Below are 25778 nucleotides of genomic sequence, written 5' to 3'. Positions count from 1 at the left end.
TGTACAGCGACACGAGGGGGCTTAGTTTTACGTCAGACACTCGCATGACGGCGCTGTCCCGAGGTGTCCGAGTCGGTGTGTTACACCGCGGAGTCGGATTCGCGCCGCAACAGGACCGGGACCGGTGCCGTGCGGATCACCTTCGTGGCGACGCCGCCCAGAACCGACCGGCTGAAGTCCGTCTCGCCGTGGACGCCGAGCGCGAGGAGGTCGACTTCGCCGTCGACGAGGGAGAGGATTTCACGGTGGGGATGGCCGTGTTCGACGTGGGTGACGGGGTCGACGCCGCTCTCTTCGGCCCGCTCGGCCGCGGCCTCGAGAACGGACTCCGCGCCGGCGTCGAGTTCCTCGCTCGCGAGGGCGGAGCGCACGTCGAACCCCAGGGTCGTCGTCTCGACGACGTAGACGACGTGTAGCGTCGCCCCGGTGTCGCGGGCGAGGGCGACCGCCGAATCGAGCGCCAGGTCCGCGGCCCCGCTGCCGTCGGTCGCCGCCAGTATCTCGCGCGGCGGGTACCGGAACGTGCGGTCCTCTGTGGGGTTGACGACGACGAGCGGCACGTCGATGGAACCGACGACCCGCTCCGTGACGCTCCCGAGCAACAGGCGGGAGAGCCCGCTCCGACCGTGAGTCGGCATCACCACGAGGTCGACGTCGTACTCGCGGGCGTAGTCGACGATGGTGAGCGCGGGGTCTCCCTGCAGGACGGCCGAGACGGCGTCGACCCCCCGTTCGGTGGCGCGGTCGACCGCCTCGTCGACGACCTCTTCGCCTTCGCTCTCGAGGACGTCGACCACGCGTCCCTCGACCGTGGTGAGGCTGTCCTGGTTCGTGTTCGCCACGTTGAGAACGTGCAGCGTGGCGTCGTGTTCGGCGGCGAGGTCGAGCGCGTACCCGAGCGCTTCGCGGGCAGGGTCGCTCCCGTCGGTCGGATAGAGGACGCGAGTGTACATACGCGTGACATCACCGTCCAGCGGGATATAGCGGAGGGTCGAGCGTCGGTGACTGAGAACGACGGACGGCGAGGGTGAGTCGACCGACCGGGCCGACCCAACCGTTATCAACCGCCTCGGAGAGTCGTTCGTCATGACGCGAAGAGCCATCGAACCGGCGGGCCTGGCCGACGCGGCGCAGCACCACTTCACCCCGGCAATCGTCGCCGACGGGACGCTCTACGTGTCGGGACAGGTCGGCACGGACGACGAGGGGGAGTACGTCGGCGACGACGTGCGGTCACAGACCCGACAGGCGTTCGAGAACGTCGAGACGCTCCTCCGCAGCGTCGACCGGGGCCTCGGAGACGTCGTCAAGGTCACGAGCTACGTCGTCGACATCGCGGACAACTACGAGGCGTTTCACTCGGTGTACCGGGAAGTCTTCCCGGAGCGGCCCTTCCCCTGCCACACCGCCCTCGGGGTCGACAGCCTCGCGAGCGAGACGCCGCTGGTAGAAATCGAGGTCGAAGCGCCCGTCGACGAGGACCTGTGAACGGGGCGTCGTGGGTCACAACAGCCGACCCTCGGCGACTGGCTGGACGCGGCCGCCGACCGAGACGGTGATTCCCTCCTCGCTCTCGTTCGCGCGGAGGTGCAGGAGCGACGGCCGGCCCATTTCGAGCCCCTGTTCGACGGTGACGCTGACCTCGTCGGTGTCGAAGTACCGGTGGGCGACGAGGTACGCCGCGAGACACCCGTTCGACGAACCCGTCGCGGGGTCCTCGGGGATACCGCCGGCGTCGGCGAACACGCGGACGTGGAGGTCGGTGTCGCCCTCGGTCTCCGGCGTGAAGACGAGCAGGTTCACGTTCCCGTGTGGCTCCACGAGGTATCGCGAGTAGGGGTCGGCCTGCGTCTCGGCTCGTTGGGCGGCGTCGAGCGAGCGGAGCGGGACGACCAGCGTGGGGAGGCCGGTCGAGACGAGTTCGACCGGGTAGCGGTCGTCGATATCGTCGAGAGAGAGCCCCAGCATCTCGGCGGCGTGAGCGTGGTCGAGCGTCGTCTCGAAGGAGGGCGGAATCTGGTGGACCCAGTATCGGTCGTCCTCGCCCTCCGACTCGACCGTCACGGAGATGTCGCCGACGCCGAGCGAGAGCGTGAGTTCGTCCGGCGCGTCGTCCCGGAGGAACTCACGGACGACGTACGCGGTTCCGATGGTGGGATGGCCGGCGAACTGGAGTTCCTCGGCGGGGTCGAAGATGCGGACCTCGTACCGGTCGTCTGGAGGCGTCGTCGATTCGATGAACGTCGACTCGGAGTAGTTCATCTCGCGGGTGAGCGCCTGCATCTCCGCGGTCGAGAGGTCCGCGGTGTCGTGGAAGACGGCGAGTTGGTTGCCGGCGTACGGTTCCTCGGCGAAGACGTCGACGAGGTGGAAGCGGTGTGAGAGCGACATCGGGCTGGACCGTCAGATGCTCAGTTCGTACAGGTCGTCGCCGACGTGGTGGACGCTCTCGACGACCTTCCCCGAGTCCCCGGTCATCTCCGCCCCCGGCACGAGGGCGCGACCGATGGCGAGCACCTTCCCGTGGGTCTCTTCCTTGATCGCCACGAGGTCGCCCTCGTCGATGTCCACGTCGGCGTCGACGATGCCGGGGCGCATCACGTCCGCGCCGCCGGAGACGAACGAGACGGCGCCGGCGTCGACGGTCACGACGTGTTCCGTCGGGGAGTAGTCGTTCGCGCCCGTGACCGTGAGGTAGGGGTCGCCGTCGACGAACATCACCGCGGGGGAGCCGTCGACGAGGACGACGTCGAACCTGGTCTCGGTGAGGTCGACCTTCTCGAACGCGTCGCCGTCCAGGTCGACGCCGGTCTGTGCCTCGATGGTCTCGCGCAGGTCGCGGATTTCGTCGCTCCGCAGGTGGTGTCGAGACTTGACTTCCATACCCGAAGGTGGGCCGTCCCACCCGATAAAACGACCGATGCGGGCCGTCACGTGACGGCCCGCTGTGGCGGTCCAGCGGCGCCGCACCGCGAACCGAAGACGGGTCGGGAACGCGGTGAGACGACCCGCCGTGTGCCTCGCGTCAGACGCGGCAGACAAACGCTAAGTAACCCCCGGCCATGTGGGTGAGTATGTGGCGTTCTCGGTCGAACCGAGACCGAAAAACCGTCGTCTGCATCGCCTGTGGCGAGTCGGTGCTCCGCGCCGATGCGCGCGAATACGACAAGGAGGGGAACCGCTGGGACCGACACGACAAGGAGTTCGAGTACCTGTGTAAAGCGTGCTACCGCACGCTCTGTCACCAGCCGCGGAACGAACTCGAATCGCTCATCCTGGGCATCGAACAGGACGGCCTCAGTCAGGAGGAGTTCCTCTCCCGATACGTCGGCGCCGTCGAGGAGCGGTACGGCTCGGCCGAGGAACGCGAACGCTGACCTCCTCGACCGCTCGTGGTCTTCGCCCCGCTCGTCGTCGTCGGTCTCCTCCCGCTCGTTCTCGCGCTGTTCGTTCTCGTCCACGTCGTCCGCGGCTTCGGCGACGCCGCGGCCGTCCTCCGAACCCGTCGCGTCTCCGTGCTCTCACTGGCCGAAGGCCTCGACGGGAGCGTGGCGCTCTCCGGTCGTGCACGCCCCACCGCGTCCGGTGAGACGCTGCCGGCACCGCTCAGCGGTGACGAGGCGCTCGTCGTCGAACACGAGGTGGCGGAACAGCGCTCCGACGGGGACGGCGGCCGGACGTGGACCCGCGTCGACGAGCGCCGCGCGGCGGTTCCGTTCGTCCTCGACGACGGCACCGCGGGGGTGAGAGTCGACCCCGCGGCGGCGACGCTCAGTCTCGCACCCGACGAGGTGTGTCGCGTCGACGCCGACGAGACGGTGCCGGCGGGGCTCGAACGACTCGCGGCCGACGCGGGCGTCGACGTCGACCCCCGCCTCCTCGAACTCGGCCCGCTCGACATCGCCGTCGGTCGCGCCCGGCGGTTCACCGAGCGCTGTCTCCACCCCGGCGACGACGTGACGGTCGTCGGCACGCCGACCCCCGACCGCGGCGAGGTGGGGAGCGTCAACGCCGTCGTCGCGTCGGGCGACCCGTTCGTCGTGGCCGACGCCGCCCCGCGAACGGTTGCGGGACGACTCGCCGTCGAGTGGGGGCTCCATCTCGCGGTGGCCGTCCTCCTCGGTGTCGTGGGGGGTGCGGTCGTCTACGGCGGCCTCGTCGTCGCGTAAGCGGCGAGAGGGGGCGTGAAAACCGACGAACGGATACCGGAGCGGACACCGGAGACCGGCGGGACGAGAGGAGACGGAACGGGACGGGACAGTCGCGTCACCGGAGCTCCGCGTACGCTCGGATGGGCATCGCGGCGGCGCCGACGGCGCGGATGGGAACGGCGTGAAACCGGAACGGTCGGTCGTGGAGTGCGTCCAGTCCACGGAGGTTCTCCACCACGGGAACGCCGGCGTCGAGGAGTTTCGTGTGTGTGGGACGGGCGGGGTTACGGTCGTCGTCGGCGTTGATCGTGTCCACACCGACCAGCGCGACGCCTGCGTCGACGAGTCGGTCGACGAGCGCCTCGGAGACGTACGGGTACTCGCGGTACGCCTCGGTCCCCCAGTGGGTGTCCCACCCGAAGTTGAACAGCACCGCCGCCCCCGCGAGGTCGGCGTCGTCCGGGAGGACGGACCCGTCGACCGCCTCGTACGGGTCGCGCCCCCGGACGTCGACGACGACCCCGTCGTTGACGAGTTCGTCCAGCGTGAGGTCGGCGACGTCGCGTGCGCCGGGGAACCGATGTGCCGGAGCGTCCAGATACGTGCCGACGGCGGTCTGAAACGTCATCTCGGTGATCTCGAACGACGCGCGGCCGTCGTACATCGGGCGGGTCTCCTCGTGCGTGAGGAACGGGCTGATTTCGGCCGTGTACTCGATTTCGGTTCCGTCCTCGTCGCGCATGCGGAAGCCCGGCATTCCGTCTCGGAACTCGTGCGTCAGGTCGACGTACTCGGCAAGGGACATACACGCCGAACGGACCCCCGACCACATGAAGACTCGTCCACGTCGCGTCCGGCGAGCGCGACCGACCGGTCGGACGATGCCCGACTCGAACCGTTCGGTCGGGCCTCCCCGACACGACTAACTACCTCTCGCTTTTACCCCAGAGCATGTCGAACGACGAGCAGGCGTACGCCGGGACCGCCGAAGGACAGGGCCCGGTGGAGATCGACGCCGAGGTCGCCCGCCACCTCAAGAACAAGCGGGAGGAGCTCTTCGAGGAGTTCGAGCTCCGGGACCAGTTCCCCCACGCCGTCCTCCGCGAGGCCGAGGAGCGAACCGAGGACGTCCAAGCGGAGATACAGAGCGAGGTCGACGAGCGAAAGGACCTCCGCGACCTGACGACGTGGACCACGGACCCCGCGGACGCACAGGACTTCGACGACGCCATCTCCATCGAGAAAGGCGACGAGGAGTACACGCTGTGGGTCCACATCGCCGACGTCTCCCACTACGTCCACCCGGGCTCGGAGATGTGGGCCGAGGCCGTGAAACGCGGGAACACGGTCTACCTTCCCGCCTACACGGTCCACATGCTGCCGCCCATCCTCGCGGAGACGGTCTGTTCTCTGGTCCCGAACGAGGATCGGTTAGCACATACGGTCGAGATGCACATCGACCGCGAGACGCTCTCGTTCGAGTCGGTCGACATCTACAAGTCGGTGATCAACTCGAACGAGCGACTCACCTACACGCAGTGTGAGAACCGCCTCGACGACGAGAATTCGCCGCTGCACGACGAGAACGTTCTGGCCTTCGAACTCGCGGACGAGATGCACGAACAGCGCAAGGAGGACGGTTCGCTCGTCCTGAACCCCAGTCGGGACCGCGCCCACACCATCATCGAGGAGTGCATGCTGAAGGCGAACAAGGCCGTCACGCACGAACTCATGTGGGGCCGCGGCGTCGAGGCGATGTACCGCGTCCACCCCCAGCCCACCCCGGACCAGTGGGACAAAGCCCTCACCGAAATCATGGAACTCGACGGCGTCTCCATCCCGGGGTCGTCGTTCGACGACCCGCGCAAGGCGGTCAACGCCGCGCTCGAAGAGGCACCGGGGCGGTCGCTCAACAAGATTCAGCGCGCCGTCCTCCGCGTGATGCCCCGGGCGAAGTACATGAACGACCCGTTCGGCGGCCACCACGCGCTGAACTTCGACATCTACGGCCACTTCACCTCACCCATCCGACGGCTCTCCGATCTGATCAACCACTGGATCGTCCACGAGAACGACGTGCCCGAGGACCTCGTCGAACTGTGCGACCGCGCCTCGGACAGACAGAAGGACGCCGAAACCGCAGAACGACTCTACAAGCAGTTCATGGACGAGATCGGACTCGACCCCTACGCGGTGAACAACCGCGGGGTCGTCACCGTCGACGAGGACGGAAACGTCATCGACGAGGACGGGATGCCGCCCGCGGAAGACGAGCGATAGGAGGGCCGAAAGACGGTCCCTGTCGAATCGTTCAGCGCTCGGTCGGAGTGGCGTGCTCCGGAGAGTGGCTGTCCGAATCGGTGGGGCGTTCCCCGTACAGTACCGTGAGCGTATCCGAGAGCACGAAAGCCACACGGTGCACGGGCGGAGCGAGGCCACGCGTCTCGGCCACCGACTCCCCGCTTGCACTCGATGCGGACACCCACCGTACTGAGCGATTCGACGCCGTCGCCGCTATCGATTCGCGTCTGCGATTCGGCACGGCCTCAGACACTGTTATCAGCGGGAAGAGTCACCGGCACAGAAGCCTAGAACGTCAGCGTCGACGACGACGCCATCGACAGCGCGACCGTCCCCGCGGCGAGGAGGACGAACACGAGGCGGTCCCGGAGCGTGAGCGTGTCCATACCGGACCCGTTCCCCGAGGTCTACTTGAATCTGTGTCTCCGAGTATCAAATTCGAAGTCTACCGTGGCGCCGACCGCACCTCCTCGACGAAGTCGAGCATCGCCTCCGTCCCCTGAAAGCCCTCGGCGAGGCGACCGACCTCCTCGCCGTCTTCGAGGAGAACGAGGGTCGGGACGCTCCGAACCCCGAACCGCTCGACGAGCGAGAGGTCCGACCGGGGAGTGCTCGGCGGCGAGTGCGTCCAGTTCCTCCCCGGTCTCGACGGGGAGAGGGCGGTCGAGCGTCTGCATACCCGTCGGTTGGGTGCTGAGAGACAAAAGCGGCGCGTCCCGGTCGAATCGGAACGGGTCGACGCGGGATTACGAGACGTCGTCGTAGAAGTCGTCGGCGTCGGTGTACCGCTCGTCGGCGACGTCGCGGAGGTCTTCGAGGAGCGACTCCAGGTCGTCGGCGTCGGCGTCGCCGGCCGCGTCGGCCGCGTCGTCGAAGAAGTCGTACGCCTCGTCGAACAGTTCGCGGGCCTCGTCGGCCTTGTCCTCGGCCTCGTCGTCGTCGTCGTCGTCCTCTTCCTCGCGGGCCTCCTGGAACTCGTCGAGCCCCTGGAGCATCCGGTCCAGCCCCGAGGAGGCGTCGTCGAGGACGGCGCGGGTGGTCTCGAACAGCGTGACCGTGTCGTCGTACGTGTCGTCGTCGAACGGTTCGGCGGCGGGGACCGCGTCGGCGTCGACGTCGTTCTTGATGGTCGAGACGCGGTCGCTCCCGCGGTCGAGGGTGCTGTCGAAGCGCTCCTCGGCATCGGAGACGGCGTCGATCTCGTCGTCGGCGTCCGCGTCCTCGTCGAAGGTGGCGTGGGTCGTGTCGAGCCGGTCGACGCTCTCGAAGAAGTACGAGTGGGCGAGCGCGGCCTGGGTGAGGAACGTCTCCGCGACCCGGAGGTCAGCGATGGTGTCGCGCTGGTCGTCGGTGACCGCGGCCGTCGAGGCGGCCGCGAGTTCGGACTGGACCCTGTCGAGTTCGAGGAGGACCGTCCGAACGTCGAACTCGCCGCTCGTGAACGAGACGTCCGCCAGCGCGCCGTCGTCGGAGCCGGTGTACGCCTCGACGGCGGCCTCGAACGCGGACTGGACCTGCTCGATGGCCTCGTCGCCCGCGTCGACGTTCTCGTCGGAGGGGGTCGGTTCGGGCGTCTCCGTCGGCTCCGGCGTCTCCGTCGGTTCGGGAGTCGGTGTCGATTCGGGCGTCGGCGTGCGATTCACTTGTGTGAAGCCACCCTCGGTTCGGACGCCGGACGCGGTTTCTGGCCGTTTCGCACCCAGGCACCCGGCGGGGAGGAGGGCACCGAGCGCAGCGAGTACCTGCCGTCGTTGCATACCTCGTTCTCAACCTATCAGCTGTTAAGTGTATCGGATAATATTATGGCTTTAGAAGCCTCGAAATGCCGTCTGACGCGCGTCTTACTAATATATTATTTCCGACTATTAGAGCGCTCTGCTCGGGCGACGGCTCCGGCTGCCGGTGGGCTGGCGCGCGGGACTCGACCCGAGTTGGTGGTACGCCTCGGCGGCGACACCGAGCCAGGCGGCGAGGAGCGCGGCGCCGACGACGACGCCGAGGCCGAACTCGACGCCCGGGGAGAGCACGTACGAGAAACTGGCGCCGACGGCGACGAGCGCGGCCGGGACGACGAGCGCGAGCGCCGCCGTGGCCAGTTCGAGGCGGTCGCCGGCGGCGCGCTGCCAACTCCGGCGGAGCGCCGCGAGGACGCCGACGTCCTCCGCAGCGAGGACGCTGGGGACGAGCAGGAGGTGTCCGGCGACGACGACGCCGGGGACGACGAGCAGGACGGTTCCGACCGCGACGGCGACGGCGGCGGCGACGGACACAACGAAGACGGCGAACGTCGCGGGGACGACGCGGTGGGTGAGACACTCGACGGGGTCGGCCCAGCGCGAGGCCGACCGGCCGAGGAGGCGACGACTACCGACGACGACGGCGAACGAGCCGACGAGGAGCGTCACCAGTGCGAAGAGCCCGGCGACCGCGGGGGAAACCGGGAGGACGACCCCGTACTCGGCGACGGTTGCACCGGCTGGAAGGGGAGTGCCGGCGGCGGCGGTGAGGAGCGTGTTCACTGCCGCGTTGAACGCTGCGAGTGCGAGGACGAACGTGACGAAGAGGGCGGCTCCAGCGGGGGAGGTGACCCGTCGAACGCCGCTGACGACGAGTGTTCGTGCGTGTACGGACATCGTCTGAGAACAGTCACGCCGGCCGTATAATTCTGCGTGCGACGGGCGTCAGACGCGCGTCGTCGCCGGGGCGAATCCGAACGCACAAGACGCCGGCGGACACGAACGAAGGTATGCAGGTCGATGCGGTCGTGCTCGACATCGACGGCGTGCTCGTCGACGTCGCCGACTCCTACCGGCGGGCCATCGTCGAGTCCATCGAGCGGGTGTACGACGAGACCCTTCCCGCAGGAGCGATTCAGGCGTTCAAGAACGCCGGCGGCTTCAACAACGACTGGGAACTCACCTACGCGGCCGCGCTGTTCGTCCTCGCCGGGCGAGAGGGATACGACGCCGACGTCGAGCGGTTCACGGCCGAAATCGCCGACGGGGACGGCGGGCTGGCCGCCGCGGAGGCGGTCGTCGCGGCCGCGCTCTCCGAGGAGGAGCACGACCGCGTCCGTGCGGCGTGGGACCCGCCACGGCTCAGGCGCGTCTTCCAGGCGCTGTACCTCGGGAGCGACCGCTACCGGGAGCTAGAGGGAGGGGAGCCACCGTTCGAGTCGGTGGGGTACATCCACGACGAACCGGTGCTCGTCACCGAGGGGGCGCTCGCCCGGCTACAGGGAGAGTACGACCTCGGGGTGCTGACCGGCCGTCCCGCCAGCGAGGCCGACATCGCCCTCGACCGCGTCGGCCTCGCGGTCCCGGACGAACACCGCTTCACCATGGACGACTGGGAGGAGGGCAAGCCCCATCCACACGCGCTCGTGACGCTCGCCGAGCGGTTCGACGCCGACCGGATCGCCTTCGTCGGTGACACGCTCGACGACGTCCGGACGGCCGTCAACGCACGGGAGGTCGACACGGGCCGCGAGTACTACGGCATCGGCGTGCTCACCGGCGGCCTCCGGGGCAGCGAGGGGCGGGAGAAGTTCGTCGCCGCGGGCGCCGACGCGGTGGTCGAGACGGTCAACGACCTCTCGGCGCTGTTCGGCGACCTCTGAGATATATCCCCGCGGCCGCCGAGAGAGCCAGTATGAGCCGCTTCCCGGCGTACGTCGTCACGATGCTCGCCCTCGACCTCCTCGGGATGTCGCTCGCCGCCGGCGTGCTTCCGCCGGCGCTGCGGACGTACGGGTTCGGAGCGACCCTCCTCCTCGCACCGCTCGCGGCGTACTGGCTGATCTACCGCGAGGGATTCGAGCGACTCAGCCTCGGACGACTCCTGGGTCGGGAGTCGGACGACGAGTGAGCCGAGAGAGCGAACGGCAACCGCGACCGGTCACGCAACGCTTACTTCGTGGCCGTCCCCGCATCCATGCATGCGCATCGCACTGCTCGGCGGAACGGGTGACATCGGTCAGGGGCTCGCGCTCCGATGGGCGTACGACACGGACCACGAGATCCTCGTCGGGTCGCGCGACCCCGACCGCGCCCGCGAGAAGGTCGAAGAGTATCTGACCGAACTGGACAGCCGCGGGGTCGAGGCGAGCGTGAAAGGCTTCGCCAACGAGATGGCCGCCGACCGCGCGAGAGTGGTCGTCCTCGCCGTCCCGCCGTACCACGTCGACGACACCGTCTCCTCGGTCGCTGACTCGCTGTCGGAGGGCGACATCCTCGTCTCGCCGGCGACGGGCATCAAGCGCGACGACGAGGGCTTTCACTACCACCGCCCCGGCGCCGGGTCGGTGACGCGACTCGTCGCCGACGCCGCCCCCGAGGGCGTCCACGTCGTCGGCGCGTTCCACAACCTCCCGGCCGGTCGGCTCGCGGACCTCGACGCTGATCTGGGCATAGACACGCTGGTCGTCGGCGACGACCCCGACGCGACGGACATGGTGTCGCGGCTGGCCGAGGAAATCGAGGGGCTCCGCGCACTGAACGCGGGAGGCATCGCCAACGCCCCGGAGATCGAGGCGCTGACGCCGCTTCTCATCAACGTCGCCTCGAACAACGACGGGATGCACGACCTGGGCGTGCGGTTTCGGTAACCGTCGGAAACGGGCTCGCGCTCCCGGCGTGATGTCGGAACTCCGACACCAGTTCGTGTGTGGACCGGGGCACGACGGAGCGACCGCGATGCACGGACACGGTGAGGCCACGCCCTGCCCAGCCGGTGCGGCCGGACTCCGTCCCGGCCGCGTTCCCCTCGCACGCAATGCGTCGCCTGGCGAGACCGCTGGGCTCGCTGGCTCCCGCTTCACCCCGGGAACGGCCACGGAGGCCGCGACAGCGCGCGCCGTGAGAACCGGTCGCTGGCGCGTGACGGCGCGCGCTGTGGAGCGCGTTCCCGCGAGCCGCGCGGGTCGCACGGGATCGTCCCCGTCGTCGCCTCCGCCGACCGTTCAAAAGCGCGCTTCGAGTTCGGTTCTGAGGTCATCGACCGAGAGGTCTTTCATCGCCAGCAGGACGAGCAGGTGGTAGACGAAGTCCGCGGACTCGTGCAGCAGTTCCTCGTGGTCGTCGTCCTTCGCAGCCAGGATGAGTTCGGTGGACTCCTCGCCCAGTTTCTCTAACACGGCGTTCTCACCCTTCTCGTGGGTGAACAGCGAGGCGGTGTACGACCCCTCGGGCAGGTCGCGCTGTCGCGCCTCGATTGTCGAGAAGAGGGAGTCGAGAACGTCTTCGTCCGTCGCGTCCGCGTCGTCGCTCATGCGCCGAGGGAGAGCCCGGAGGAGCGAAAAGCCTGCGCCTTTCGCCCGTCAGTCCGCCGCCTCGGTCAGGAGGTCCGAGAAGAACGCTAGCCGGTGGAGGCGGACGTCCGCGGTGAGTTCGGGGTGGAACGACGTGCCGACCACGGGGCCGTCGCGGACCGCGACGGGGCGGCCCTCCCACTCCGCGAGGACCTCGACGCTCTCGCCGATTTCGTCGATGAGCGGCGCGCGGATGAACACCGCGGGGAAGGGGTCGTCGAGGCCGGCAACGTCGATAGGAGCCTCGAAGCTGTCGACCTGCCGGCCGAACGCGTTGCGGTCGACCGTCACGTCGACGAGGCCGAGCGTCTCGACGCGGTCGTCCTTCGCGTCGCGCGCGGCGACGATGAGTCCGGCACAGGTGGCCAGAACGGGCTTGCCGGCGACGACGTGGTCTCTGAGTTCGGGAGCGATTCCCTCCTGCCGGAGGAGTCGGGAGATGGTCGTCGACTCGCCGCCCGGCAGCAGGAGGACGTCGCAGTCGGGGACGATACCGGCACGTCTGATCTCGTGGACCGTCGCCTCCTCGTCGTGGGCGGCGGCGGCCCGTTCGATGGCCCGTGCGTGTTCCGAGACGTCGCCCTGGACGGCGATGACGCCCGCGTGAATCATACGAGGGGGTGAGGAGGCGACCGACAAAAAGGGCGCGTCACGCGCGCGTCTGTGGGCGAGCGCCGAAAACGGAGCCGAGAGTCGAGTCGAATCGGGTCGAATCGGGTCGAACTACAGCGCGACGACGTTCAGCACCATCACGAGGACGCCGAAGAGGAGGCCGAACGCCACGACGGTCTTGGGGTCGATACGGATCGCGTTGCGGTCCTCGGCGTCGAAGTAGCGGACGAGCCCCGCGCTCGACATCAGGCCGCCACTGTTCTGTCCACTGCTCATACTCTCACATGAGAAGTCGAGCGCCTAAACGTTTCGTTCCCCGCGGGGGAAAGAGTGGGAAATCCTTATCTCTCCGAGTTGGCAATCAACGGGACGCAATGAGCGTCCGACTCAAAGACTTCTACGCCGACTGGTGTGGCCCGTGCAAGCAGCAAGACGCGATCCTCGAGGACATCGTCGCGGAGTGGGGCGACGACCTCGAACTCGAGAAGGTCGACGTCGACGAGAAGCAGGACGTCGCCAACGAGTACCAGGTTCGGTCGCTCCCGACGCTCGTCGTCGAGAACGAGGAGGGCGTCGTCGACCGCTTCGTCGGCGTCACCCAGCGCGAGGACATCGAGGCCGCATTGAGCGAAGCCTCCGCGTAACGTCGTTTTCCCCCGCACCGTGCGGACGTCCGTCTCGCAAGGGTTTTCACGCCGACTCCTGTATCGGGAGGCATGGCGAGTTTCGACGCTGCCGAAAAACGGACGCTGAGCAAACAGATCTGCATGCGCTGTAACGCGCGGAACCCCCAGCGGGCCACGAGTTGCCGCAAGTGCGGATACAAGAACCTCCGTCCGAAGTCGAAAGAGCGACGGGCGGCCTGATAAGGTCTGTTGTCACTGTGTACCGGACCTCACCGGCCTCGCGGTGACGACCGGGAACGACCGACAACAGGCCTTATGAGGAACCACGTCGGGCCTCGGCGCGACTCTCTTCTCGACTCGATTCGCTCCGCCAAGCGACGCGTCTCCGCCGCGGCGGACGGACGCGGAGGAACAGTTACTCTTCGGGGTACTTCGGCTGGCGCAGTTCGGCCCGCGAGAGCGCCCGCTCGACGACGTCACGAACGGAGTCGTCGTGGTCGGCCGCGTGGAACGCGTCGCCGTGGCCGGCGTACATCGAGGTGACCGAGTCGGGGAGACGCTCCAGGAGCGCTTTGAGGCTCGTGATGAGCCGTTCGCGCGACTGCCCGGCCATGTCGGTTCGCCCGAAACTCCCGTCGTCGTACGCGCCGTCGTTGTAGACGACTACGTCGCCGCTGAACAGTCGCGTCTCGGAGACGAGCGAGACGTGGTCGGTGGCGTGACCGGGCGTGTACACCACGTCGAACCGCTCGTCGCCCATCGCGACCCGGTCACCGTCCTCGATGGCCTCGGTTCTGTGGGGGTGGTCGGCGTAGGCGAACACGTCGGGGTCGAACGCGTCGACCACCTCGTCCAACCGCCCGACGTGGTCGGAGTGCTGGTGCGTGAGGACGACCCGGTCGAGCGTGTCGGTGTGGTCGGCGACGACGCGTGCGACGCCGGGCATGGTCCCCGCGTCGACGAGCGTCGGCGTCTCGCCGAGCAGGAGGTACGCGTTACAGGTGAACTGGTCGGCGTCCGCGGTGACGAGAACGACGGCTTCGCTCATGGCCGCTCGTTTCGTGCCCGCGAATAAAAACCAGGGAGGTCGGCATCGGGCGCGGACGGGACAAAAACCAACGACGAACGTTCGTGAAAACTGTCATGCAGTTTTTTGGCGACGAATCGGCTAGTGTAACACGAGATGGGGTTCGGAAGCTACGACGAGTCAGAGCAAGAGAACCAGGAGATAGACGCCGACTACGACGAAGAGGACGCGGAACAGACCGCCAGAAACACCCACGACGGGTCCGTCGAGTACGACATCGGGGCGTCGAACGACGAACTGCTCGACCGGTTACAGGACATCAAGCGGACCGAAGAGTGAGCGAGGCGGGTGTGACCGTCTTATCCGTGTCGCCGACCACGTCGGCGAACGCCGATCATGACTCACACCCGTCCCGCTGACGTGAAGGCCGGAACCCGCGCCGTCGGCATCGCGGCGTCCGACGGTGCGACCGAGGGCGACCCGAGCGTGCTCTGTGGCGCGGTGGTCCGCGCCGACCGGGTCGTCGACGGCTTCTCCTTCGCGACGTGTACCGTCGGAGGGACCGACGCGACGAGCGCGATGGCGTCCCTCCCGGTCCTCGGCCGCGATGACGTCCAGTTCGTCTTTCTCGCGGGCGTCGCGCCCGCCTGGTTCAACGTGGTCGACCTCCCCCGTCTGGGGACCGCCGTCGACCGTCCCGTCCTCGCCGTCTCGTTCGAGGCGAGCGCCGGCCTCGAACCCGCGCTCCGCGAGGCGTTCGCGGGCGAGGCGCTGGAGGACCGGCTCGCGGTCTACGAGCGACTGCCGCCCCGTCGGCGCGTCTCGGTGAACGGCGAGACGGTGTTCGTGCGGACGGTGGGCTGTGACAGCGAGGACGACGCCGCCGACGTCGTTCGGGCGTTCACACCCGAAGGCGGCCGCCCGGAGCCGCTGCGGGTGGCGCGGCTGGCGGCGCGTGGCGCGCGCGAGCGGTTTCTCGACGGGGCGTGAGCGTTCGACGACGGGACGACCGAAGGAGCAACGGCCGAGATTAAGTGCGCCCGGACCCGCCACCCGGTATGGACACCGAACCCGGGGTCGAGTTCGACGGACGGCGGGTGACGGCGTGCGAGCGCTGCCCCGAACTCGTCGAGTCGCGGAGTCGCATCGTCAACGGCGTCGGTCCCGACGACGCCGACGTCGTCTTCGTCGGCGAGGGACCCGGCGCGACCGAGGACGAGGAGGGCGAGCCGTTCGTCGGGCGGTCGGGGAGCGTGCTGGACGAGGCGCTGCGCGACGCCGGGCTGAGCCGGGGGGACGTCCGCATCACGAACTGCGTCCGGTGTCGACCGCCGGAGAACCGCGACCCCACGACGGAGGAACTTGGGAACTGCCGGGGGTTCCTCGAAGCCGAGTTACGGTCGGTGGAGCCGGACGTGGTCGTGACGCTCGGGAAGGTGCCCTCTCAGCACCTGCTCGAACGGTCGGTCGCCGTGACCAAGGAGGCCGGGAGCGTCCACGACCTTCGGCTCGACGGGACCACGACGCGCCTCCTCGTCTCCGTTCACCCGGCGGCGACGCTGTACGACCGCAGTCAGCGCGAGGGCTTCTTCGAAACCATCGCCGAGGCCGCTCGCCTCGCGGGCGTTCGCGAGGACGGGGACGGCCAGTCGAGCCTCGGCGACTTTTAATCGCGCGACTCAGCCGACCTCGATGGATTCGGCCCGGCGGTCGCGTTCACCCGTTTTTACCCGCTCGCGCCGACGTTCGGCCGCCCGGCGGTGTTCTTTCAGGTGCGCGTGGAGGTCGGTCGCGGTCTTCAGTCCCACGAGGAGGAGCAACGCGGCGACGGGCGCGCCGACTGCGGTGACCACGAACGCCCCGAGGACGATGGTGACGTGGAGGACGATGACGCGGCGGTACGGCTCTTTCATCTGGAGTCCCGGGGAGGTGGCGCGGTACTCCTCGTTGCCGACGAAGTTGACGAGAAACGACCCGGCGTGGCTCACGACCATGCCGCCGAGGCCCAAAAGCACCGTCGAGAGCCCGAACGCGTTCGAGAAGGGGGAGGGGGCGAACAGGGTGAAGACGAAGACGCCGTGGACGACCCAGAATATCCCGTAGTGCATGACGAAGAAGCCCGCGATGGGCGTGTTCTCGGGGTAGAGGTGGAGACCGTCTCTCGGCTCTGTGGGGCCGGAGAGGTCGACCTGCCGGCCGTTGATGGTCGCGTTGAAGTTCTCCGGGACTTCCGAGCCGGCCGCGAGCAGGACCTTCGGGACGTTCAGCGCGCCGATGACGCCGCTTTCGAGCCAGTAGATGACCATGACGACCGAGAGCTGCCACCCGAGGAGGGCGACGCCGACGAGGGGCACCGCGTTGGCCGCGACGAGTCCCACGACGGCTAGCCGTGACGACTCGCGCGGAGGCAGCAGACGCATACCGGGAGAACGTCAGTCGGCCTGATAAGTACACCTCACCCGTTCGTCGATCCGAGAGGGACAGCGCGCCCGAATCCGGCGTGAACAGCCGACAGCGCTATGTGTGTTACCATCCTACATAGTGGGTCATGTCGAAACGACTCGACTGTCCGATGGAGGGGTGTCACGCGAGCATCGAGGGCGAGACCGAGGAGGAGATCATGGCGCAGGCGGAAGCACACGCCGCGAGCGCGCATCCGGACCTGACGCTGGACGAGGAGACGGCCGCGTCCATCCGGTCGAAGATCGTGGACGCCTGAGGCACTCGCGCCCCACTGGGCGGCGGAGCGGGCGGTTGTACGAACGGAAACGCACTTGAGCGCGACCCATGTACTCCTCGTATGAGCATCTCGGAACCCGCCGAGGAGACGCTGGCGTCCGTGGTCATGGTCGACTACGGCCTGGGCAACCTCCGCTCGGCGATGCGCGGACTCGAACGCGCGGGCGCCGACGTCACCATCTCGGACGACCCCGCGGCGTTCGACGACGCCGACGGCATCGTCCTGCCCGGCGTCGGGGCGTTCAGCGAGGGAATGGAGAACGCGGGGCCGTTCCGCGAGGCGCTCGCGGAGGCCGCCGCCGAGGGAACGCCGGTGTTCGGCATCTGCCTCGGGATGCAGATGCTCCTCACCTCCAGCGAGGAGGCCGACCACGCCGGCGAGGGGGAGGTCGAGGGCCTCGACTTCATCCCGGGGCGGAACCTCCGGTTCGACGAGGGGCAGAAGGTCCCCCACATGGGGTGGAACGAACTCCGAGTTCGAAGAGAGCACCCGCTCGTCGACGGGGTGGATGGCGGCTACGCCTACTTCGTCCACTCGTACTACGCCGCGCCCGACGACGAGGAGGCGGTGGTGGCTACTACGGACTACGGCGTCGACTTCCCCTCGGTGGTCGCCAACGAGGAGGGGACCGTCTTCGGGACGCAGTTCCACCCCGAGAAGTCCGGGGAAACCGGATTACGAATCCTGCGGAACTTCGTCGAACTCTGCGCGGACGAGGCGTGAACCCGGCGGACCCGGTCGCGGTCGGTGTGTGCCGAGAAGACCGTCGGCTGTGAACCGGGTTCGGCGCGGGCGGAAGTGTCGAGAGCCACGCGGACAACGCGGCAGCGATCGAAGCGAGACACGGACGCGGTGTGGCCACGTCCTCCTCAGCCGGTTCCTTCGCTCTCTCGCTGCGTTCGGTCGCTCGGACATCCACTGAAGCGACTCCGTCGCTTCAAGCCTTCACTCACTCCGTTTGTGAAGACACCGGCGCAACGCTGTTGCTCCGAGCCGTTCCGACGCGGACGGCACTTCGTCCGCCTCCGGAGCCGAGACTTATCGACGTCGTCCGCGTACACCGACGCATGACGAGCGGCGAGAGCGACGAATCCGACGAACGCCACGTCGTGACGGTCTTTCTCCGCAACTCGGGGAGGTGCTCCTCGTCCGACGGAGCGACGAGGTCGGGACCTATCGGGGGAAGTGGGGCGCCGTCTCGGGCTACGCCGAGGGCGACCCGGAGGCGGCCGCGCGGTGGGAGATAGCAGAGGAGACGGGCCTCGCCGACGCCGTGACGGTGGTTCGACGCGGGGACCCGCTCGCCTTTACCGACGACGACCGCTCGGTTCGGTGGGTCGTCCACCCGTTCCTGTTCGACTGTTCGGAGCGCGGCGTGACGCCGAACGAGGAAGTCGCGGAGACGGCGTGGGTCGCGCCGCCCGAGATTCGCCGGCGCGAGACGGTCCCGAAGCTCTGGGAGGCGTACGACCGCGTCCGGCCCACCGTTCGGACCGTCGAGACCGACACCGACCACGGCTCCGCGTGGCTCTCGCTTCGCGCGCTCGAAGTGCTGCGTGACGAGGCGGGGCTGGCGAGTGAGGACGACGCGGGTGAGACGGGATGGGAGCGACTGGTCGACGTCGCCGCGGCCCTCCTCGACGCCCGGCCGAGCATGACCGCGCTCGGGAACCGGGTGAACCGAGCGATGACCGAGGCCAGCGAGGCCGACCGGAGGCCGGAGAGCGTCGAACGGGCGGCACACGACGGAATCGGACGGGCGCTCGACGCCGACCGGAGCGCCTCCCGAGCGGTTGCCGAACGCCTCGCCGGCGAACACGTGCTCACCCTCTCGCGGTCGGGGACGGTCGAGCGCGCGCTCTCCCGAGGGGGAGAGAGCGAGGGTCCCGCGCACGTCTACGTCGCCGAGTCGCGTCCGGCCCGCGAGGGCGTGGGCGTGGCCGAGCGACTCGCCGAGGCGGGCGTCGGCGTGACGCTTCTCACGGACGCGGCGGTCGCACACGTCCTGAGCGGCGGGCTCGGAAGCGAAGTCGAGAGGGTGGTCGTCGGTGCCGACACGGTCCTCCCTGACGGAAGCGTCGTGAACAAGACTGGCACGCGCGGTGTCGCCATCGCGGCGTCGAACGAGAGCGTCCCCGTCGACGTGGTGACGGCGACCGACAAAGTGGCGACGACGGCGACCGTCGCGGGCGAGGAGGGGCCGGCCGAGGCGGTGTACGACGGCGACGAGGACGTAGCCGCGGCGAACCCGACGTTCGACCGGACGCCCGCGGCGTTCGTGGCCCGGTTCGTCACCGAACGGGGTGCGCTCGAAGCAGAGGACGTCGCAGCGGTGGCCGACGAGTTGCGGGCGCTCGCGGCGTGGCAGGACTGACCCATACCTCGAAGAACCGAATCACGGACGAACGACCCGGCGGTCAGCGACCGGTTCGAATCACGCCGAACCGCTGGAGTTGCTCGCCCCGAGACAGCGCCCGGAGCGCGTCGAACAGGGCGAGCGGCGTCAGGAGGTCGACCGCCCCGTCGTCGACGTCGGCCCGCAGTTCGAAGGCCTCACCGCCGACGACGAGGTTCACCACGTAGAGTCCGTCCGGAAGCCCGGCGCTCGACGAGACGGGCGGTTTCGTGCCCGCGAGCGTCGTTATCTCGATGCTGTCGACGTCGCCGCCGCTGGCGAGAAGGAGGGAGGCGACGAGGAACTGGTCCACGGGACCGCCGACCGAGACCGATCCACCGGAGAACGTCACCGGGACGGTCAGTTCGGCGAGCAGGCCGGCGAAGTCGACGGTGACGAGATAGCTGCCGTTCGGAAGGCCGGGAATCCGAGGCGTGTGCGAGGAGGCGGTCGCGGGTGCCGAGACGGCGACGGTCGTACTCAGCACCACGAGAGCGGTCACGACGAGGACGGCGAACTGCCACGCGGTGTGGCGGGGCCGCTTCGGCCCACCGGGACGGGTGCGGACAGGTGTCATGACAGGACCGTCGTCACAGGCGTACTTTGTTAACCGCCCGGCAGAAACGGATTAAGCTCACGAAACGCGGATAGTCGCACGACGGAGGACGCAACAGCGACACGACGGAGGGGCGAGCGGTGCATCGGTTCGAGCCGCCGGTCCACGTGGAGTGACCCGACGACCTTTTGCCGGCGAGTGCAGAAGAGAGCCAGTATGAGAGCCGTCACCCTCGGCCCCGCCGGGACGTACTCACATCGCGCGGCGAACGCCGTCGCCGACGAGGTGGAGTTCCGCGAGTCGGTCACCTCCATCGTCGAGGCCGTCGCGGACGGGACGTACGCGCGCGGCGTCGTCCCCATCGAGAACAGCATCGAGGGCTCCGTCACCGAGAGCCTCGACGCCCTCGCGGAGTACGACGTGGCCGTCACCCAGGAGATCGTCACGCCCATCCGCCACGCGCTGTTGGCACAGGGGCCGGACTTTTCGACCGTCGCGAGCCACTCGCAGGCGCTGGCGCAGTGTCGGTCCTACCTCGAAACGGAGTACCCCGACGTCGCGCTCGAAGCGGTCGCCTCGACGGCCCGCGGGGTCGAGCGGGCGCGCGACGACCCCGCCATCGCCGGCATCGGTCACCCGGACAACGCGGGCGACCAGTTGCAGATCCTCGCCGAGGACATCCAGGACCGCTCCTCGAACGCGACGCGTTTCCTCGTCATCGCACCGGAGTCCGAGCGCTCGGACGCGGGGGGAAGAGTTCCATCGTCGTCTACCCGAACGCCAACTACCCCGGCCTGCTGCTCGAACTCCTGGAGGCGTTCGCCGAGCGCGACATCAACCTCTCGCGCATCGAGTCGCGGCCCTCCGGGAACCGACTGGGCGATTACCTGTTCCACGTCGACTTCGAGGCCGGCCTCTACGAGGCGCGGGCACAGGAGGCCATCGCCGACGTCGAGGAGATCGCGAAGAAGGGCTGGGTTCGGAAGCTCGGGTCGTACGACTCGCGGCACGTGGTCTGAGTGGAGTCGAAGCGGTGGTCGGAGTGGTCGGAATCGACGGAGGAGGTATCAACGACCGCGTGAGAGCCAACTGACGAGCGTGCAGACGTTCGCGCAGTCACGGGCGCGGTGAGGCCACAGTCCTTCTCAGCCGATTCGCTCGCTCCGTTCAGTCGCTCGGTCGCTCACTACCTCGTGCGTGCGGTTCGAACCACGAGTCCGCACGGTCTCTCCTCCGTTCGTTCCGACGTCCTCTCTCCGCGTTACCCCTCTCGCTCAACCGCCCTATCCAACTGCTAGCCACCGAATCGCGGGCAAGGCTCAAATCCGTCGCCGACGTACCGACAGGTGAGATGGCTGACAGACCGAACCCCTTCACGGATATCGAGCGGTTCTTCGAGCAGATGAATCGAACCTTCGGCGACGTGAACGTCCCCACCCGCCCGCACGAGGTGGCCGTCGACGTGGCAGAGACCGAGAGCGAAATCGTCGTCTCGGCCGACCTTCCCGGCTTCGAGCGCGACGATATCACCATCTCGGTGGCGGGACGGGACCTCTCCATCGCCGCCGACCACGAGGAAGAGACCGAAACCGAGGAGGAAAGCGACGACACCCGGTACGTCCGCCGCGAGCGAACTCACCGTGCCCTCTCCCGAACCGTCCGCCTGCCCGACGAAGTCGACGAGGAAGCCGCGAGCGCCACGTACACCAACGGCGTCCTCACCGTCACGCTCCCCCGGGAGACGGTCGACGACGACGACGAGTCACACACCATCGACATCGACTAGGCCGGTCCGGAAGGCGGGCCGATCCGGGAGAGCCCGACGACGACACATCTGAATTTATACCTTACTCACGTATTCGCTTAATACACCGGATCCTTCGGAAAGACGCCTGTTAGCGTGCTATTTACCATCACGCATCCTGCAACGTTTAATATTTGAGACAGCCTACAGAGGGGCCGATCAGTAATGATGCGACGTTCCAACTTCGGTAACTCCGGTGACAGCCCGTTCGACTTCGAGCGAATGTTCGAGCGCATGAACCGCCAGTTCGAGGAGATGAACCGCCAGTTCGCCCGCTTCGCCGAGACGCGCCCCGCGCTGGAGTCCGGTGACTCCGACTCCATGCCCACGGTGTGGAGCCAGGGCGGCATCCAGGTCGACGTCGCCGAGCGCGACGACAGCGTGGCCGTCACGGCCGACCTCCCCGGCTTCGAGAAGGACGAGATCAGCCTCTCGGTCGCCAACGACGCGCTCACCATCCGCGCCGAGCACGATGTCGACGACGCGTACGAGTCCGAGAACTACGTCCGCCGCGAGCGCCGCCACCACACCGTCCACCGCACCGTCCCCCTCCCCGTCGAGGTACGCGAGGAGGAGGCGAGCGCGTCGTACACCAACGGCGTTCTCACCGTCACCCTCCCCGTCGTCGAGACGGACGACGAGGACGACGACAGCCACCACATCGACATCGAATAAACGCGACTCGTCGCGCGAACGACGTACTCGACTCAACGACTCGACGCTTCGTTTCGGTCCCCGACCGGTTCGGTCCCGTCCCGTTTTCCATTTCGTCGTGAGAGCCCGGTCCGCTCGCGTCGCTCGTTCGTCGAGCGCGTCCCACGGGCGTGCTCGCCGACCTACCCGCCCCGCCAGTCGAACGTGGCACGGGGCGCGGCGGATCGAATTCGAGTCGACCCTCGAAGCCGGTCCGAGTCCGAACTGGGTTCGACCGCGGGAGCGGTCAGGAGACGGACGGTACAGCGGTAGTTATAGCAGTAGTTTTAGGCCGCGGAGACGGACGAACCGGTATGGATTACGACCCGCAGGAACTCGAGGAGCGCTGGCGGGAGCGCTGGGCCGAGACGGGGCGATACGAGCCCGACCCCGACGGGGAAGACGAGGACGTGACCTTCCTGACCGTGCCGTACCCGTATCCCAGCGGCGGGATGCACATCGGGCACGCCCGGACGTACACCGTGCCGGACGTCTACGCCCGGTACCGGCGGCAGCAAGGCGACACCGTCCTCTTCCCCATCGCCTGGCACGTCACGGGGACGCCCATCATCGGGGCCGTCGAGCGCCTGAAGAAGGGCGAGGAGAAGCAACTCTCGGTCCTCCGCGACACGTACAACGTGCCCGAGGACACCCTGCAGGAGCTAGAGACGCCGATGGGGTATGCGAGATACTTCATCGAGAACCACTACAAGCAGGGGATGCGCCAGTTGGGACTCTCCGTGGACTGGCGCCGGGAGTTCACCACCAACGACGACCACTACTCGCAGTTCATCACGTGGCAGTACGAGACACTCAAGGAGAGAGGCCTGCTGGAGAAGGGCCTCCACCCCGTCAAGTACTGCACGAACGAGCAGCAGCCGGTCACGACCCACGACCTCCTCGAAGGCGAGGAGGCGGAGTTCCAAGAGTACACGCTGGTCCGGTTCGGGTGGGAAGCGGACGGCGAGGAGGGCGAGAAAATCGTCGTCCCGATGGCGACACTCCGGCCCGAGACGGTGAAGGGCGTGACGAACGCCTACATCGACCCCGACGCCGACTACGTGCTCGCCGACGTGGACGGCGAGACGTGGCTCGTCTCCGCGAAGGCGGCCGAGAAGCTCCGTCTGCAGGACCACGAAGTCGTCGTCGAAGCGGAGTTCACCGGCGAACGGCTCGTCGGCGAAGAGGTCGAGAACCCCATCACGGGCGACGCCGTTCTGGTGCTTCCCGCCGGGTTCGTCGACGCCGACAACGCCACCGGCGTCGTGATGTCCGTCCCGGCGCACTCGCCCGACGACTACGTCGCCCTCCAAGAGGCGAAGGCGGACCACGAGCGACTGGAGCGGTACGGTATCGACCCCGCGCGGGTCGACGCCATCGAACCGGTACCCATCCTCGAAATCGAGGGCTACGGCGAGATTCCCGCGAAGGACGCCGTCGAGGAGCACGGCATCGAGTCGTCCGACGACCCCGCCCTCGAAGACGCGACGAAGGAACTGTACAACCGCGAGTTCCACGCGGGGACGCTGCTCCCGATGTACGACGAGTTCGCGGGCGAGGTGGTCGAGGACGTGCGGGGACGGTTCCGCGAGCACTACCGCGATGCGGGCGCGTTCGGGTCGATGCAGGAGTTCTCCGAGGAGGTCATCTGTCGCTGCGGCGGGGAGGTCGCCGTCGCCAAGCAGGACACGTGGTTCCTGCGGTACAACGACGAGGCGTGGAAGCGGAAGGCGAAGGAAGTCGTCGAGAACATGGAGTGCATCCCCGAGAACACCCGTGGGGAGTACACCCACACCATCGACTGGCTGAACGAGTGGCCCTGCATCCGAAACTACGGGCTGGGGACCCGCCTCCCGTGGGACCGCGACTTCGTCATCGAGCCGCTGTCGGACTCGACCATCTACATGGCGTACTACACGCTGGCGCACCGCATTCAGGAGATTCCCCCGGAAGAGCTCGACCGCGCGTTCTTCGACGCGCTCTTTTATGGCCCCGACGCCGTCGACGACCCCGACGAACGGGCGCTCGAACTGCGCGAGGAATGGGAGTACTGGTACCCCGTCGACTACCGCTTCTCGGCGAACGACCTCATCTCGAACCACCTCACCTTCTATCTGTTCCACCACGCGGAGCTGTTCGACCGGGAGAACTGGCCGCAGGGCATCGTCATCATGGGGATGGGCCTCTTGGAGGGCGAGAAGATGTCCTCCTCGAAGGGGCACGTCGTGCTCCCCGGCGCGGCCATCGACGAGTACGGCGCCGACACCGTCCGCTTTTTCCTCCTGAACTCGGCGGAGCCGTGGCAGGACTACGACTGGCGCGCCGAGCAGGTCGAGAGCGTCCGAAACCAACTAGACAGGTTCTGGAACCGCGCCACACAACTCATCGACGAGGGGGCCGAGGGGTCGACGTTCGGTGACGACGGGGGGAGCCCCGCGACGGTCCCCGACGACCTGGAGAGAGTGGACTACTGGCTCCTCTCGAAGCTCCAGGAGACGATTCGAGCGGTCACGGAGGCGATGGACAACGCCGAGACGCGCTCGGCGTCGCAGGCCGCCTTCTACAACTTCGAGGAACACCTCAGATGGTACCGTCGGCGCGCCGACCGAAGCAGGGAGAGCGCCCAGTGGACGCTCCGGCACGTCCTCGAAACCCGCCTGCGACTGCTGGCACCGTTCGTCCCGTTCCTCGCGAACGAACTCCACGAGCAGTTGACGGGGACGCCCGCCGAGGACGCCCCGTGGCCCGTCGTGTCGGCCGACCTCGAACGCGAGGCCGTCGAACTCGAAGAGCGACAGATCGAACGGCTCGCCGACGACGTGAACGACATCGTCGACGTGACCGGCACGGACCCCTCGGTCATCAGGGTGTACGTCGCCGCCCAGTGGAAGCACGACGTGTTCGAGACGGTGAGCGAGGTGGGCGACGACGTCGGTGCGGTGATGGGGCAGGTCATGCAGGACCCGGAACTCCGCGAGCGCGGGAACGAGGTGAACGACCTCGTCGGGGAACTCACCGAGCAGGTCCGCGGCCTCGACGACGAGACGCTGGGGGCGATGACCGACCTCGACGAGTACGCCGTCTACGAGGGGGCGGTCGACTTCCTCGAACGCGAGTTCGACGCCGAGGTCGAACTCTACCGCGAGAACGACGACGACATCATCGACCCCGCCGACCGCGCGAGCGGTGCGGTCCCGTTCCGCCCGGCCGTCCACATCGAGTGACGGCCCCGTCGGAATCGGAAGAACCGTTATTTCTTCCGCACACCTAGGGGTTGACATGAGTGCTGATTCGGACACCGACATCCAGCCGACCGACGACGCAGGCGTACTGAAGCGAGCCTACCGGAGCGTCTCGCCCCGGTACCAGTCACACCCGAACGCCGAGATGGACTCCATCGGGTGGGCCGTGTTCCTCGGCATGCTCGTGTTGTTCGTCCCGCTGTTGCCGTTCCTCGTCATCGTCTGGCTGCTGGCGCGGGGCATCGACGCGCTGGCGGGCCTACGCGGGCGCGAGTGACGACGACGCGCGGGCGTCGGCGACTCCGTCCGTCGTCGGATGCGTG

Annotated in this window: 31 protein-coding genes and 1 pseudogene; 20 read left to right on the top strand and 12 right to left on the bottom strand. The window is 67.9% G+C overall.

The genetic code is table 11. From position 1 onward, the window contains the following. Positions 1 to 80: 80 nt before the first annotated feature. Positions 81 to 953: a universal stress protein gene (locus C2R22_RS01695; RefSeq protein WP_103424038.1), complete on the bottom strand. Its 873-nt coding sequence runs from the start codon at positions 951 to 953 to the stop codon at positions 81 to 83. Between the two features lie 133 nt (positions 954 to 1086). On the opposite strand from C2R22_RS01695, the gene C2R22_RS01690 reads away from it, so the two are divergent. Further along, positions 1087 to 1488 (top strand): RidA family protein, encoded by a 402-nt coding sequence (locus C2R22_RS01690; protein WP_103424037.1) that lies wholly within the window; start codon positions 1087 to 1089, stop codon positions 1486 to 1488. Positions 1489 to 1503: 15 nt separating this feature from the next. Here the strand turns inward: C2R22_RS01690 and C2R22_RS01685 are convergent, their stop codons facing one another. Further along, complete coding sequence (locus C2R22_RS01685) at positions 1504 to 2391, bottom strand: PhzF family phenazine biosynthesis protein (protein ID WP_103424036.1); 888 nt, start codon at positions 2389 to 2391, stop codon at positions 1504 to 1506. Positions 2392 to 2403: 12 nt separating this feature from the next. Continuing rightward, entirely contained in the window at positions 2404 to 2883 is a 480-nt protein-coding gene (locus C2R22_RS01680; protein ID WP_103424035.1) for an RNA-binding protein, read from the bottom strand. Positions 2884 to 3074: 191 nt separating this feature from the next. Here C2R22_RS01680 and C2R22_RS01675 point away from each other — a divergent pair, with 191 nt between their 5' ends. Together C2R22_RS01675 and C2R22_RS01670 are read left to right on the top strand one after the other, a co-directional pair. Continuing rightward, on the top strand, positions 3075 to 3377 hold the full coding sequence (locus C2R22_RS01675) for a DUF7562 family protein (RefSeq protein WP_103424034.1): 303 nt from the start codon (positions 3075 to 3077) through the stop codon (positions 3375 to 3377). Between the two features lie 15 nt (positions 3378 to 3392). After that, complete coding sequence (locus C2R22_RS01670; RefSeq protein WP_103424033.1) at positions 3393 to 4169, top strand: GIDE domain-containing protein; 777 nt, start codon at positions 3393 to 3395, stop codon at positions 4167 to 4169. A gap of 97 nt (positions 4170 to 4266) precedes the next feature. Here the strand turns inward: C2R22_RS01670 and C2R22_RS01665 are convergent, their stop codons facing one another. Continuing rightward, positions 4267 to 4956, bottom strand: a complete 690-nt coding sequence (locus C2R22_RS01665) for a cyclase family protein (protein ID WP_103424032.1) — start codon at positions 4954 to 4956, stop codon at positions 4267 to 4269. 146 nt (positions 4957 to 5102) lie between these two features. On the opposite strand from C2R22_RS01665, the gene C2R22_RS01660 reads away from it, so the two are divergent. After that, positions 5103 to 6431: an RNB domain-containing ribonuclease gene (locus C2R22_RS01660; protein ID WP_103424031.1), complete on the top strand. Its 1329-nt coding sequence runs from the start codon at positions 5103 to 5105 to the stop codon at positions 6429 to 6431. A gap of 767 nt (positions 6432 to 7198) precedes the next feature. On the opposite strand, the gene C2R22_RS01655 is transcribed toward C2R22_RS01660, so the two are convergent. Beyond that, on the bottom strand, positions 7199 to 8209 hold the full coding sequence (locus C2R22_RS01655) for a hypothetical protein (RefSeq protein ID WP_103424030.1): 1011 nt from the start codon (positions 8207 to 8209) through the stop codon (positions 7199 to 7201). A gap of 108 nt (positions 8210 to 8317) precedes the next feature. Then, a complete protein-coding gene (locus C2R22_RS01650) occupies positions 8318 to 9085 on the bottom strand; it encodes a hypothetical protein (protein ID WP_103424029.1) in 768 nt (255 codons plus the stop codon). A 113-nt stretch (positions 9086 to 9198) separates the two neighbouring features. On the opposite strand from C2R22_RS01650, the gene C2R22_RS01645 reads away from it, so the two are divergent. The 3 genes from C2R22_RS01645 to npdG all read left to right on the top strand — a co-directional run bounded on the left by C2R22_RS01645 (position 9199) and on the right by npdG (position 11058). Continuing rightward, a complete protein-coding gene (locus C2R22_RS01645; RefSeq protein ID WP_103424028.1) occupies positions 9199 to 10071 on the top strand; it encodes a TIGR01548 family HAD-type hydrolase in 873 nt (290 codons plus the stop codon). A gap of 32 nt (positions 10072 to 10103) precedes the next feature. Then, positions 10104 to 10319, top strand: coding sequence for a DUF7534 family protein (locus C2R22_RS01640; RefSeq protein WP_103424027.1), 216 nt, complete (start codon positions 10104 to 10106; stop codon positions 10317 to 10319). A gap of 70 nt (positions 10320 to 10389) precedes the next feature. Then, the gene (npdG, locus tag C2R22_RS01635; protein ID WP_103424026.1) at positions 10390 to 11058 is read left to right on the top strand and encodes an NADPH-dependent F420 reductase; all 669 of its coding nucleotides are present in this window, start codon (positions 10390 to 10392) and stop codon (positions 11056 to 11058) included. A 354-nt stretch (positions 11059 to 11412) separates the two neighbouring features. On the opposite strand, the gene hisE is transcribed toward npdG, so the two are convergent. The 3 genes from hisE to C2R22_RS01620 form a co-directional block, all read right to left on the bottom strand. After that, positions 11413 to 11721, bottom strand: a complete 309-nt coding sequence (gene hisE / locus C2R22_RS01630; RefSeq protein WP_103424025.1) for a phosphoribosyl-ATP diphosphatase — start codon at positions 11719 to 11721, stop codon at positions 11413 to 11415. 48 nt (positions 11722 to 11769) lie between these two features. Beyond that, positions 11770 to 12372 (bottom strand): pyridoxal 5'-phosphate synthase glutaminase subunit PdxT, encoded by a 603-nt coding sequence (gene pdxT, locus C2R22_RS01625; RefSeq protein WP_103424024.1) that lies wholly within the window; start codon positions 12370 to 12372, stop codon positions 11770 to 11772. Positions 12373 to 12483: 111 nt separating this feature from the next. Beyond that, positions 12484 to 12648: a preprotein translocase subunit Sec61beta gene (locus tag C2R22_RS01620; RefSeq protein WP_103424023.1), complete on the bottom strand. Its 165-nt coding sequence runs from the start codon at positions 12646 to 12648 to the stop codon at positions 12484 to 12486. Positions 12649 to 12746: 98 nt separating this feature from the next. On the opposite strand from C2R22_RS01620, the gene C2R22_RS01615 reads away from it, so the two are divergent. Together C2R22_RS01615 and C2R22_RS01610 are read left to right on the top strand one after the other, a co-directional pair. Then, positions 12747 to 13016 carry a thioredoxin family protein gene (locus C2R22_RS01615; protein WP_103424022.1) on the top strand — a complete coding sequence of 90 codons (270 nt, stop codon included), beginning with the start codon at positions 12747 to 12749 and terminating at the stop codon, positions 13014 to 13016. Positions 13017 to 13088: 72 nt separating this feature from the next. Further along, complete coding sequence (locus C2R22_RS01610) at positions 13089 to 13238, top strand: 50S ribosomal protein L40e (protein WP_103424021.1); 150 nt, start codon at positions 13089 to 13091, stop codon at positions 13236 to 13238. Positions 13239 to 13413: 175 nt separating this feature from the next. Here C2R22_RS01610 and C2R22_RS01605 read toward each other — a convergent pair whose 3' ends face one another. After that, positions 13414 to 14046, bottom strand: a complete 633-nt coding sequence (locus C2R22_RS01605; RefSeq protein ID WP_103424020.1) for an MBL fold metallo-hydrolase — start codon at positions 14044 to 14046, stop codon at positions 13414 to 13416. A gap of 135 nt (positions 14047 to 14181) precedes the next feature. Between C2R22_RS01605 and C2R22_RS01600 the strand changes: the two genes are divergently transcribed. The 3 genes from C2R22_RS01600 (at position 14182) to C2R22_RS01590 (ending at position 15695) form a co-directional block, all read left to right on the top strand. After that, complete coding sequence (locus C2R22_RS01600) at positions 14182 to 14364, top strand: DUF5786 family protein (protein ID WP_103424019.1); 183 nt, start codon at positions 14182 to 14184, stop codon at positions 14362 to 14364. A gap of 81 nt (positions 14365 to 14445) precedes the next feature. Next, complete coding sequence (locus C2R22_RS01595; RefSeq protein ID WP_394342385.1) at positions 14446 to 15015, top strand: endonuclease dU; 570 nt, start codon at positions 14446 to 14448, stop codon at positions 15013 to 15015. Positions 15016 to 15083: 68 nt separating this feature from the next. Beyond that, the gene (locus tag C2R22_RS01590; RefSeq protein ID WP_103424017.1) at positions 15084 to 15695 is read left to right on the top strand and encodes a uracil-DNA glycosylase; all 612 of its coding nucleotides are present in this window, start codon (positions 15084 to 15086) and stop codon (positions 15693 to 15695) included. Between the two features lie 9 nt (positions 15696 to 15704). Here the strand turns inward: C2R22_RS01590 and C2R22_RS01585 are convergent, their stop codons facing one another. Further along, positions 15705 to 16445: a DUF6498-containing protein gene (locus C2R22_RS01585; RefSeq protein WP_103424016.1), complete on the bottom strand. Its 741-nt coding sequence runs from the start codon at positions 16443 to 16445 to the stop codon at positions 15705 to 15707. A 128-nt stretch (positions 16446 to 16573) separates the two neighbouring features. Between C2R22_RS01585 and C2R22_RS01580 the strand changes: the two genes are divergently transcribed. From C2R22_RS01580 to C2R22_RS01570, 3 genes are all read left to right on the top strand, one after another. After that, complete coding sequence (locus tag C2R22_RS01580) at positions 16574 to 16744, top strand: DUF1059 domain-containing protein (RefSeq protein WP_103424015.1); 171 nt, start codon at positions 16574 to 16576, stop codon at positions 16742 to 16744. Between the two features lie 81 nt (positions 16745 to 16825). Further along, entirely contained in the window at positions 16826 to 17488 is a 663-nt protein-coding gene (gene hisH / locus C2R22_RS01575; RefSeq protein WP_103424014.1) for an imidazole glycerol phosphate synthase subunit HisH, read from the top strand. A gap of 415 nt (positions 17489 to 17903) precedes the next feature. Further along, the gene (locus tag C2R22_RS01570) at positions 17904 to 19139 is read left to right on the top strand and encodes an NUDIX domain-containing protein (protein WP_321169889.1); all 1236 of its coding nucleotides are present in this window, start codon (positions 17904 to 17906) and stop codon (positions 19137 to 19139) included. Positions 19140 to 19182: 43 nt separating this feature from the next. On the opposite strand, the gene C2R22_RS01565 is transcribed toward C2R22_RS01570, so the two are convergent. Continuing rightward, positions 19183 to 19737 carry a hypothetical protein gene (locus C2R22_RS01565; RefSeq protein WP_103424013.1) on the bottom strand — a complete coding sequence of 185 codons (555 nt, stop codon included), beginning with the start codon at positions 19735 to 19737 and terminating at the stop codon, positions 19183 to 19185. Between the two features lie 195 nt (positions 19738 to 19932). Between C2R22_RS01565 and pheA the strand changes: the two are divergent. The 5 genes and pseudogenes from pheA (at position 19933) to C2R22_RS01540 (ending at position 25732) form a co-directional block, all read left to right on the top strand. Continuing rightward, a pseudogene (pheA, locus tag C2R22_RS01560) lies at positions 19933 to 20735 on the top strand (prephenate dehydratase). A gap of 332 nt (positions 20736 to 21067) precedes the next feature. Beyond that, positions 21068 to 21502 (top strand): archaeal heat shock protein Hsp14, encoded by a 435-nt coding sequence (hsp14, locus tag C2R22_RS01555; protein WP_103424012.1) that lies wholly within the window; start codon positions 21068 to 21070, stop codon positions 21500 to 21502. Between the two features lie 183 nt (positions 21503 to 21685). Continuing rightward, entirely contained in the window at positions 21686 to 22195 is a 510-nt protein-coding gene (gene hsp14 / locus C2R22_RS01550; protein ID WP_103424011.1) for an archaeal heat shock protein Hsp14, read from the top strand. A gap of 332 nt (positions 22196 to 22527) precedes the next feature. Further along, entirely contained in the window at positions 22528 to 25437 is a 2910-nt protein-coding gene (gene leuS / locus C2R22_RS01545; RefSeq protein WP_103424010.1) for a leucine--tRNA ligase, read from the top strand. A 55-nt stretch (positions 25438 to 25492) separates the two neighbouring features. Then, positions 25493 to 25732 (top strand): DUF7535 family protein, encoded by a 240-nt coding sequence (locus C2R22_RS01540; RefSeq protein WP_103424009.1) that lies wholly within the window; start codon positions 25493 to 25495, stop codon positions 25730 to 25732. The last annotated feature ends 46 nt before the right edge of the window (positions 25733 to 25778 follow it).

It is taken from the genome of Salinigranum rubrum, from assembly GCF_002906575.1.
In the GTDB taxonomy this organism is placed as follows: domain Archaea; phylum Halobacteriota; class Halobacteria; order Halobacteriales; family Haloferacaceae; genus Salinigranum; species Salinigranum rubrum.
Note: the sequence above shows the minus strand (reverse complement) of the source record. Positions and strands in the feature narration are given on the sequence as shown.